At 43.2% G+C, this 10,189-nt stretch carries 11 protein-coding genes, 1 other RNA gene and 4 pseudogenes; 10 read left to right on the forward strand and 6 right to left on the reverse strand.

What is annotated here, in order from left to right; translation table 11 throughout:
- The first annotated feature begins 75 nt into the window (after positions 1 to 75).
- From tnaA to AACT21_RS01855, 3 genes and pseudogenes are all read left to right on the forward strand, one after another.
- Complete coding sequence (gene tnaA, locus AACT21_RS01845) at positions 76 to 1,494, forward strand: tryptophanase (protein ID WP_017043367.1); 1,419 nt, start codon at positions 76 to 78, stop codon at positions 1,492 to 1,494.
- 116 nt (positions 1,495 to 1,610) lie between these two features.
- Positions 1,611 to 2,825: an aromatic amino acid transporter gene (locus AACT21_RS01850; protein ID WP_026028108.1), complete on the forward strand. Its 1,215-nt coding sequence runs from the start codon at positions 1,611 to 1,613 to the stop codon at positions 2,823 to 2,825.
- Between the two features lie 53 nt (positions 2,826 to 2,878).
- Positions 2,879 to 2,980, forward strand: a pseudogene (locus AACT21_RS01855) (Rid family hydrolase); the annotation flags it as partial.
- Positions 2,981 to 3,034: 54 nt separating this feature from the next.
- Here AACT21_RS01855 and AACT21_RS01860 read toward each other — a convergent pair.
- On the reverse strand, positions 3,035 to 3,190 hold the full coding sequence (locus AACT21_RS01860) for a hypothetical protein (protein ID WP_017047959.1): 156 nt from the start codon (positions 3,188 to 3,190) through the stop codon (positions 3,035 to 3,037).
- A gap of 294 nt (positions 3,191 to 3,484) precedes the next feature.
- Between AACT21_RS01860 and recN the strand changes: the two genes are divergently transcribed.
- The gene (recN, locus tag AACT21_RS01865) at positions 3,485 to 5,149 is read left to right on the forward strand and encodes a DNA repair protein RecN (RefSeq protein ID WP_094164562.1); all 1,665 of its coding nucleotides are present in this window, start codon (positions 3,485 to 3,487) and stop codon (positions 5,147 to 5,149) included.
- A gap of 144 nt (positions 5,150 to 5,293) precedes the next feature.
- A complete protein-coding gene (bamE, locus tag AACT21_RS01870; RefSeq protein WP_026027472.1) occupies positions 5,294 to 5,653 on the forward strand; it encodes an outer membrane protein assembly factor BamE in 360 nt (119 codons plus the stop codon).
- Positions 5,654 to 5,764: 111 nt separating this feature from the next.
- Here the strand turns inward: bamE and AACT21_RS01875 are convergent, their stop codons facing one another.
- Both AACT21_RS01875 and AACT21_RS01880 read right to left on the reverse strand, forming a co-directional pair.
- On the reverse strand, positions 5,765 to 6,067 hold the full coding sequence (locus AACT21_RS01875) for an RnfH family protein (protein ID WP_010319507.1): 303 nt from the start codon (positions 6,065 to 6,067) through the stop codon (positions 5,765 to 5,767).
- Positions 6,067 to 6,498, reverse strand: coding sequence for an SRPBCC family protein (locus AACT21_RS01880; RefSeq protein WP_013857438.1), 432 nt, complete (start codon positions 6,496 to 6,498; stop codon positions 6,067 to 6,069). The genes AACT21_RS01875 and AACT21_RS01880 overlap by 1 nt, the downstream gene beginning before the upstream one ends.
- 116 nt (positions 6,499 to 6,614) lie before the next feature.
- Here AACT21_RS01880 and smpB point away from each other — a divergent pair, with 116 nt between their 5' ends.
- The 5 genes and pseudogenes from smpB to AACT21_RS01905 all read left to right on the forward strand — a co-directional run.
- Positions 6,615 to 7,100: an SsrA-binding protein SmpB gene (smpB, locus tag AACT21_RS01885; RefSeq protein WP_013857439.1), complete on the forward strand. Its 486-nt coding sequence runs from the start codon at positions 6,615 to 6,617 to the stop codon at positions 7,098 to 7,100.
- Positions 7,101 to 7,167: 67 nt separating this feature from the next.
- Positions 7,168 to 7,534: a transfer-messenger RNA gene (gene ssrA / locus AACT21_RS01890) on the forward strand.
- Between the two features lie 374 nt (positions 7,535 to 7,908).
- Positions 7,909 to 8,262 (forward strand): annotated as a pseudogene (locus AACT21_RS01895) (hypothetical protein); the annotation flags it as partial.
- Between the two features lie 2 nt (positions 8,263 to 8,264).
- Positions 8,265 to 8,348: pseudogene (locus tag AACT21_RS01900) on the forward strand (transcriptional regulator); the annotation flags it as partial.
- 114 nt (positions 8,349 to 8,462) lie between these two features.
- Positions 8,463 to 8,585, forward strand: a pseudogene (locus tag AACT21_RS01905) (integrase); the annotation flags it as partial.
- Between the two features lie 16 nt (positions 8,586 to 8,601).
- On the opposite strand, the gene AACT21_RS01910 reads toward AACT21_RS01905, so the two are convergent.
- The 3 genes from AACT21_RS01910 to AACT21_RS01920 all read right to left on the reverse strand — a co-directional run bounded on the left by AACT21_RS01910 (position 8,602) and on the right by AACT21_RS01920 (position 10,095).
- Positions 8,602 to 9,159 carry a hypothetical protein gene (locus AACT21_RS01910; protein WP_013857463.1) on the reverse strand — a complete coding sequence of 186 codons (558 nt, stop codon included), beginning with the start codon at positions 9,157 to 9,159 and terminating at the stop codon, positions 8,602 to 8,604.
- Positions 9,160 to 9,447: 288 nt separating this feature from the next.
- Positions 9,448 to 9,600, reverse strand: a complete 153-nt coding sequence (locus AACT21_RS01915; protein WP_013857464.1) for a hypothetical protein — start codon at positions 9,598 to 9,600, stop codon at positions 9,448 to 9,450.
- A gap of 99 nt (positions 9,601 to 9,699) precedes the next feature.
- Complete coding sequence (locus AACT21_RS01920; RefSeq protein ID WP_094164563.1) at positions 9,700 to 10,095, reverse strand: ACT domain-containing protein; 396 nt, start codon at positions 10,093 to 10,095, stop codon at positions 9,700 to 9,702.
- Between the last annotated feature and the right edge of the window lie 94 nt (positions 10,096 to 10,189).

Raw genomic sequence — 10,189 nt, forward strand, 5'->3', positions numbered from 1 at the left:
ATTTTGCACTCTAAATATATAAAGGGTGTTAACTAATATCGCCTGACGAAATTTAAATTATTCAAAGGTATTATCATGGAAAACTTTAAACACTTACCAGAACCCTTCCGCATTCGTGTTGTTGAACCAGTAAAACGTACAACACGTGAATATCGCGAAGAGGCCATCCTTAAAGCGGGTATGAACCCATTCCTTATCGATAGTGACGATGTATTTATTGACCTTCTCACTGACAGCGGCACAGGCTCTATTACTCAAAGAATGCAAGCAGCAATGCTAATGGGTGACGAAGCTTACAGTGGCAGCCGCAGCTACTATGCGCTGGCGAATGCGGTAAAAGATATCTTCGGTTATGAGTTGACTATCCCAACTCACCAAGGCCGTGGTGCAGAGCAAATCTATATTCCTGTTCTAATTAAAAAGCGTGAGCAAGAAAAAGGCCTAGATCGTTCAAAAATGGTGGCGCTGTCTAACTACTTCTTCGACACCACGCAAGGTCACACTCAGGTTAACTGCTGTGTGGCGAAAAACGTCTATACCGAAGATGCGTTCGATACGTCTGTCAATGCAGATTTCAAAGGTAACTTTGACATCGCGAAACTTGAAATGGCTATTGAAGAAGCAGGACCTGCGAACGTACCTTACATTGTCAGCACGATTACTTGTAACTCTGCCGGTGGTCAGCCTGTCTCTATCGCTAACTTAAAAGCGGTATACGAGATTGCTCAACGCTACGATATTCCTGTCATCATGGACTCTGCGCGTTTTGCTGAGAATGCTTACTTTATTCAGCAACGCGAACCGGGTTATCAAAATTGGACTATCGAAGAAATCACTCGTGAAACCTATAAATACGCAGATGGTTTAGCCATGTCTGCTAAGAAAGATGCAATGGTTCAAATGGGTGGTCTGTTGTGTTTCAAAGATGAATCGATGATGGACACTTACACGGAATGCCGCACGCTTTGTGTGATTCAAGAAGGTTTCCCTACTTATGGTGGTCTTGAAGGTGGTGCAATGGAGCGTCTTGCTGTCGGTCTATACGATGGCATGCGTCAAGACTGGCTAGAGTACCGTATCGGCCAGGTTCAATACCTTGTTGATGGCCTAGAAGCCATTGGGGTTGTGTGTCAGCAGGCTGGCGGCCACGCAGCATTCGTTGATGCAGGCAAACTATTACCTCATATCCCTTCGCATCAATTCCCAGCTCATGCTTTGGCCTGTGAACTCTACAAAGTAGCCGGTATTCGCGCGGTGGAAATCGGTTCGTTACTATTAGGCCGTGATCCTGCAACAGGTAAACAACACCCTTGTCCTGCTGAGTTGTTACGCCTAACCATTCCTCGTGCTACTTACACTCAAACGCACATGGACTTTGTTATCGAAGCATTTGGGAAAGTAAAAGAGAATGCCCACAACGTGAAGGGACTCGATTTCACCTACGAGCCACAAGTGCTACGCCACTTCACAGCCCGTCTAAAGGAAGTTGAATAATCACTAACTAAAGCGCGCCTAATTGGCGCGCTATTTCCTTCTAAATTGAGCAAAACAAAATCTATAAATTTAGCGGGCTTTTTCCTCAACATGAAACTTAAACAAGAGTAACGATTATGAACAATAATCCATCTTTAGTAGGCGGAGCTTGTATCATAGCAAGCGTCTGTGTCGGAGCCGGAATGTTAGGGTTACCGAGTGCGGGAGCAGGCGCTTGGACGACTTGGTCTCTTATCACAATTACCTTCACTATGATCATGATGACACTCTCGGGTTGGATGCTATTGGAAGCATTCAAGCGTTACGATCTTAAAGTGTCTTTCAACACTGTGACCAAAGACATCCTTGGCGATAACGTCAACCGAATTAATAATTTAGCAGTTTATTTTGTCGGCGGTATCTTACTTTATGCTTACATCACATCTTCAGGTTTAATTCTAGAAGGTGTTTTAGGCATCAATAACAAAATCACATCAGTCCTGTTTGTTGCTGTTTTCTCTCTTTTCGTTTGGCACTCTACTCGAGCAGTCGACAGGATCTCTATTGTTCTTATTGCCTTTATGGTACTGAGCTTCGTATTTGGTGTTTCTGGTTTAGCCGTTAACATAGATACTAGCGTACTTTTCGACCGCATTAACGAAGAATCCAATTATGCCCCATACGCTATGGCAATGTTACCTGTGGCCTTAACCTCATTTGGTTATCATCACTCAGTGGCCAGTATGCGTTCTTACTATGGGTGTGAGCATCGCGCAAAATACGCCATTTTGGGCGGTACCGTTATCGCGCTATGTCTGTACTTCCTGTGGATGGCCAGTATTTACGGTAACCTACCACGTAGCAATTTCGGCCCAGTGATTGCCCAAGGTGGTAACGTTGAAGTTCTGTTAGCAGCGTTAGGCTCTGTGATTGATTCAGACAAGGTATCGCACGCAATCAATACCTTCTCAATGGCAGCCATTCTTTCTTCGTTCATCGGTGTAGGCTTAGGTGTTTTTGATTTTCTGGCAGACCTGTTTAAATTTGAAGACAACAAACAAGGTCGCACTAAAACGTGGCTAGTGACATTTATTCCACCACTCACCCTTTCTTTATTGTTCCCTTTCGGCTTTATTCTGGCGATTGGCTATGCGGGTGCTGCTGCAACAATCTGGGCTTGCTTAATTCCAGCGTTATTGGCTCGTAAATCACGCACTTTAGAAGGTGGTCAAGAAGGATTTATGGCACCGGGTGGCAACGCAATGATCGGCATGCTGATCTTATTTGGTATCGCAACCGCAGTATTCCACTTTATGTCAATGATGAACCTATTACCGACATTCAGCGGTTAAGTCAGTTTCACTACACCAATGGCAACCCACTAATGACGAGAATTACGATGGTCTTTGAAAGCCACCAAGCCTCTTTTCCAGCGCGCTCATGCGTGGAAGTTGCTCGCCTGCCTATGGATGCGAAAGTGGAAATTGAAGTGATAGCGACCAAGTAAGCGCTATTCTCTAGATGATAAAAAAGACGCATCAAGCGTCTTTTTTATGTGAATTTATGCAATGTAGATTAACCCTAGCAAACCAACTACGGCGATTGTCGCGCCAAACACCATGACACTCGATAGTTTATCAGCCAATGTCGATTGGGATTTACCTTTTTCAGAGGTGCTTTTCTTTTCTAATAGCGAAAGAAGTGCTGAGTTCATCATTTACTACACCTTGTTACATTGTATACAGGTTGCGTATTCTATCTTTTTTGTGAACCTCGTCAAACTATTTAATGAGCATTTAATAATCAATTCAAAACTAATTAACCCCATCGAATGAAGTAAAATTCACTAGAAAGCCAGAGCTATCAAGCAACATAAATCACTTCCTGTCGCATGCACTAAACTCAGCGCAGTTTACAATACTCATAGTTTTCTGACAGGCATCTTTACTGTATAAAAAAACAGTTTATACTGTTCACTTATACAGTGTTATTTGATTATATAGGTACAGAAATGCTGGCTCATTTAAGTGTGAATAATTTTGCTATTGTTAAATCATTGCAGTTAGAGCTTTCCAAAGGAATGACTACCATTACTGGCGAAACCGGTGCGGGTAAATCCATTGCAATTGACGCGCTCAGTTTATGCCTTGGTGGCCGTGCGGAAGCAGGAATGGTCAGGCAGGGTGAAGAAAAAACCGAAGTCAGCGCCGCCTTTATTTTGGACAATAACCTCAACGCCACGCGCTGGTTGGAAGACAATGACTTGCTCGACCAAAAAGAGTGTATTTTACGCCGAATCATCACCAAAGATGGCCGCTCTCGTGCCTTCATCAATGGCAGCCCTGTGCCTCTTTCACAACTCAAAGCTCTAGGTCAATTACTGATCAACATTCACGGTCAACACGCCCATCATCAACTGATGAAAAGTGAGTATCAAATGAGCATGCTGGACCAATACGCAGGTCACGTGAATCTTGTCAAAGAGACACGCTTAGCCTACCAAATGTGGCGTCAAGCAGATAACCAGCTCAATCAACTCAAAGAAAATAGTCAACAAAACCAAGCTCAAGTTCAACTGCTGGAATATCAAATCAAAGAGCTCAATGAATTGGCGATTGGTGAAGAAGAGTTCACCGAACTCGAACAAGAGCACAGACGTTTAGCCAACAGTGGCTTGCTTGCTACCACTTGCCAGCAAGCCATTGAACTTATTTATGAGGGGCAAGAAGTCAATGCGCTAAGTTTGCTGCAGTCAGCCAACCACGCCTTGCTTGAACTGGCCGAGTTAGATGAAAAACTTGCCACCTTACCCAACATGGTGGCTGAAGCCATCATCCAACTCGAAGAAGCCAACAGTGAATTGCGAAACTATCTGGACAGTATCGATGTCGATCCTGAACGTATGGCTTATGTAGAAGAACGTTACTCTAAAGTGATGTCCATATCGCGCAAGCACTACATCGCTCCTGAAACGCTTTACCACCACCACCAAGATCTGCTCAAACAAATAGCGCAACTTGACTGCTCTGAAGATAAATTACAAGAACTGGAAAGTAACGTTGCCAAACAGTATCAGCAGTTTGCAACCTGTGCCGACAAACTGCATAAGTCTCGTAGCCGTTACGCGAAAGAGCTAGATAAATTAATCACCAATAGCATGCACGAACTGAGCATGGAAAAAGCCAAGTTCTGCATCGAAGTTAATCATGAAACAACGCATCCATCACCACTGGGTTTTGACACCGTAACTTTCTTAGTCTCAACCAACCCAGGTCAACCGCTGCAGCCTATCGCTAAAGTCGCGTCAGGCGGAGAGCTGTCACGGATATCTCTAGCAATCCAAGTGATCACCGCTCAAAAAGTAGACACTCCTAGCCTTATTTTTGATGAGGTCGATGTTGGTATCAGTGGCCCGACAGCAGCGGTAGTCGGAAAAATGTTAAGAACATTAGGTGAATCAACTCAAGTACTGTGTGTGACTCACTTACCACAAGTGGCAGGCTGCGGGCACCAACAACTGTTTGTCAGCAAGCAAGCCAAAGCAGGAAAGACAGAAACACAAATGAAACGATTAGATAGTGAACAACGCGTCGCTGAACTTGCTCGCCTTTTAGGGGGTAGCCAAATCACCGAATCTACCCTTGCTAATGCGAAAGAACTGCTGATCGCCGCCTAAGCTGACATTTTTCTTTTTAGGTTTGCAACCAAACTCAAAATTTGCAGTCTCAACTAGCTCGTAGCTCAGTCTATTTTTTACTTCTGCTGCGAGCTTGTTTATTATCAGTCCAGTTTTACGACCTATTGGCAAAGAATTTTGAATATGCAGTTAAAAAAGTGGTTAATCGCAGTCCCTTTAGCAATGACAATGCTGACTGGATGCTCTTTATTAGAAAAACTCGTTTATCGTATTGATATTAACCAAGGCAACTACGTTGAACAGCAAGCCGTCGATCAACTCAAGTTCGGTATGAGCAAAGAACAGGTTAGGTTTGTCATGGGGTCGCCGATGCTTATTGAAAACGGTTATCCCGATACTTGGTATTACATTTATCACCACACGGAAGGCCACAAAGAATCGATACAGAAAAACCTGATTGCGACATTTAATACCGCAGGTGCTTTGATGGAAATCAGTGGCGACTACCCTCCTAGCGAACGGTTTTTTGAAGGCGTAAACTGAACGAAAACACGTTCAAACAAATGATACCCAAAGTGCACCTCACAATGAGTGACACTAACGGACAGGGCTCATAACGAGCCCTTTATCTTGCATCCAATACCGCAGCAACGTTTACTGTTGCGCTTTTGCCTGCTCGGCTCTCTTGCGACGGATCTCTTTAGGATCGGCCAATAACGGACGATAAATTTCAATGCGATCACGGTCTCTGACCGTCGAATCTAGCTTAACGTTACGACTAAAAATCCCGACCTTATTTTTTGATAAATCAATCTCTGGGTAGAGCTCAAGCACACCGGACTGTTGAATTATCGTTTCGACGGTTGAGTTTTTGTCTACCACCAAATTCAGTACTCTTTGCTCATGAGGCAATGCATAGACTACCTCAACATGGATCATCTCAGATTCAATACTCATTACTGATACACCTGTTTCGCTCGTTTGGTAAATGCGTTAACCATATTACTAGTCAATTCATTGAATATCTTGCCAAAAGCCAATTCCACCATTTTGCTCGAAAATTCAAACTCCAGTTTAAGTTCAACCTTGCAGGCCTGTTCATCAAGTGCAGTAAAATACCAACCGCCTTTTAAAGCCTTAAAAGGACCATCGACCAAATTCATCAAAATAGCTTCACTGGCCACCAACACATTCGACGTTGTGAACGTCTTACTTATCCCTGCCTTTGAAACATCCACCGAAGCCACCATCGACAAATCGGAAGATTCAATAACGCGAGAACCAGAACAACCTGGCAAAAATTCAGGATAACGAGCAACGTCATTCACGAGATTAAACATTTGTTCTGCACTAAAAGACACTAAAGCAGAACGACTGACTTGCTTCATATTCTCTCCTCATCACCACCGAAAAAGTCTGGTGTGTAACAATTTTACTTTTATTCTTATCCTACGCAAATAAAAGGATTTCCTAAGCTCAAACCAAGCCGTATAATGCCGCCACTATGGTAAAGAAAAAATCAAACTCAAAAGCAGGTAGCAATACCATTGCTGTAAATAAAAAAGCTCGCCACGAATACTTTATCGAAGATGAAGTAGAAGCAGGCATGGAGCTCCAAGGCTGGGAAGTCAAATCTCTTCGTCAAGGCAAAGCGAATATCGCAGAAAGCTACGTTTTCATGCGAGACGGAGAAGCCTTTGTTTCCGGAATGACAATAACGCCACTGCAGCAAGCATCCACTCACGTGGTTGCCAACCCAACTCGCGTGCGCAAGCTGTTAATCAGCCGCCGTGAACTGGACAACCTTTATGGACGCATCAACCGTGAAGGCATGACACTTATCGCACTATCACTGTATTGGTCTCGCTCTTGGGTGAAAATCAAAATTGGTGTAGCGAAAGGTAAAAAACTGCATGACAAACGTGATGATTTAAAAGAAAAAGATTGGGCAAGAGAGAAAGCACGCGTAATGAAGAGCTCATTGCGTTAATCTTGACCACTTAGACGCAGAAAGCTAGACAGACAAAGGTTTTCTGGTAGTATGCGTCAACACACTTGGGGCTGATTCTGGATTCGACGGGAATTTTGCAGTCTGAGGTGCATGCCGTGGGGCGGTTTGCCACGTTAAAAGCCGCAAAAAAATAGTCGCAAACGACGAAAACTACGCACTAGCAGCTTAATAACCTGCCAAGAGCCTTTCTGCCCTAGCTTCCGCTCGTAAGACGGGGAACAACAGAGAGTCAAAACCAAACAAGCTCGTGCCGCGTCTCCCGCCTGAGAGACAAAGCATTAAAACTAATTCAGGATAGCCATTAGATAGCGTGTCGATTCGCAGTTTGATGGTGAAATTAAAGATCGAATAAGCATGTAGTACCAATGATGAATGATTTTCGGACGCGGGTTCAAATCCCGCCAGCTCCACCAAATCATAGTTTAAAGACGTCTCCGGACGTCTTTTTTCTTTTCTAATCCCTTGTCATATCTAGCTTTAAGTGGTTCAGGGCGTCTCATCAATATTCACTTAATCTCAGTCATTTAGTAACATTCCTCGTAACACTGCCACAGCTCACCTCAACCACTTTGTTCATTCAAGGTAACTGTTCATTTATTACGAACAACTTGCATCACTGTACAAACTATTAACGCCCTACTTCCTATCGCAGCTTTCATCGCTGAAATCATCCATTCTGCTTATCAAAACTTTTGACTTACAGATTATGAGTAACAATTTACTCACAACTTGAAAGAAAATGACTTTAAGAGTAAAACTTTACTCATTGATAAGTAGGGTGTTGTCGATGGAAGAACTAACCGTACAAGCTTTTATCAAAGGTGAATGGATAGATATTGGTATTATCTCGTTCCCTAAAAGTAGCCAACATAATTTCCGAGTAACTGAACTCAACTACCTCAGCGACTATGCGCTAGAGCATCACGATAAAGATGACTTTCACGCTGTTTCACTAAACCACCCTGTCTCATTCTTTTTTAATGACATGGGTAAACCCAGATGGTTAAAGTTTCTAGACGATATTATGCCTAGCGGCGCTAGTAGACGGTACTGGGTTAAACTCCTAGATATTGAAGACCTTAGTTCAAACGAACAAGACTATGTTTTGCTCAAGTTTGGCACGATGTCGCCTATTGGCAACTCAAACCATTTGGCTTAAAAGTAGGACTGCTCTCCTCTTCTCCCGATGCGTTAAAATCGCTATTGATAGATGGTGAGGATGGGTAAAATGCTCAGTATCAGCGCTCTTTCTTTAGATTGAATTGCTATAAAAAGCTAGTATTTTTAAATGATTTAGGAATACATGGACGCGGGTTCAGTTCCTTTTGAAGTAGGAAATTGATGATTTTGCCAGGTGGCTCTAAACAATCGCAACTCAATGACTATCGCTCAATAAATAGAAAGCGCGCCAATCTCAACTTAGGACGCCACCCTGATGTTTCTCTTGTACAAATGCGGAGGTCAGTTTACACACCCGCAGTTATGCATTCGTTTGTTGTTGATGGGTAGCGACTGTCGTGAGTTTATCGGCGCGGAAAAGCTTGTAAGCCATAATGCCAATAACCAACGCTTTGATGATCATCATTTGTGGGTTACCGAAATAGGCAGCCATACCAACAAACCCCGATAAGAACATGAGCAAACGGAACCTTTTCAGGTCAGTCATATACAGTGCCAACAAAATTAACGCGAGATCGCCAAACTGCAAGGCTTCGGCTAGTGTGGGGTTATTGATAAAGCTGCTTACGGCCACATAAGCAATATAAAGAATACCGCTCGCCATCAAAGCCGCAGCAGAATTGATCACCATTTTGCTGGTGTTAGTAAAATCTTTCACATATCGATAGGCGTTAATGGCACCAACCGACAGGTTAAGAATGACTTTAGGCCACCAACCCATCAAAATTGACCAAGCAATATCATTCGCAGCCGAAGCAAATGCAGCATAGCGAGTAAACTTCATCGAATTAAAGATGGTGAGTGATATATAGAATGCGACAGATGTCCATCCTAATACTTCGCGTAATATATCAAGCAAAATACGGTCTCTTTTTACATAGAATCATCATCCACAACAATGAAACTATCTGCTACTAATAAGGCCTGTAGTGGTTTATAAACCCACCACCTAGCCGTTGGGCGCAGGATAATATCACGGCATTCGGTATAAATCCTAGAAAAGACTCTTATCAATACACGCTTATTCTCGAAAATATGTTTCTCAATTTTGGAAACAAAACTGCAAACTCAACAAACGCATCACCACTCCCCTTTTGACACATTCAATCATCCCTGAATGAAAATTAACTGACGTACGCTAACTCATTCAGCGAGGAGAACGAACCGCAACAACTTTCGTCTCGATCAACTGGTAGCGAATCCCAGCTTGGTCAAACGACTGGCGCAGCGCCGTTAAATTCCGGTGATAGGTCACTTGCCGACCAGATGCCGTCTTCACTTTCATTACCATATTACTCATACACTTATCCTCTACACTTAACCGATTGGTTGCATCAAACTATGCTATTTTGAATATTTATAACCAAACAACTTGGAGTTGCAGTTAGCAAGGAAATCGTTATTGTGCGAACTCTTTGAGTGCCGCCATCGCCTTTTCTGCCTTCTCTTTTTGCACAAAAATATGGTCATGATAATAGCCCGCCATCACATTAGCGCTGATGCCATACGAAGCTAGCTTAGTTGCAAAAGCGGCCGTTAAACCCACCGCCTCTAAACTTGAATGAACCGTCAGCGTAATTAAGCTGAATACCGATTCAAAATCGAGCTGCGCCGCAACGGCCTTTTGCTGCTCAACGACCAAGGTCAGCCCTTCACGCTCTTGAAATGTCGCCACGGGTTCTAAATGCAAATAATCGGCTAATGCCCCTTGCACAGCACAAAACACATAACTTCCGCCCACCAACTCGGGTGACATGGATTGCAGTAAAACCTCTAAATCAGTAATCGCTGTCATATTTTCTTTCTCATTCAAATTGAAGCCGAAGTGCAGAGTAAAGCCCTCTGTGGAATAAGTGAAATTAATAATATTAATTAGTGATTAATTATTC

The sequence above is a fragment of the Vibrio sp. V08_P9A1T1 genome, from assembly GCF_963874405.1.
In the GTDB taxonomy this organism is placed as follows: Bacteria; Pseudomonadota; Gammaproteobacteria; order Enterobacterales; family Vibrionaceae; genus Vibrio; species Vibrio anguillarum.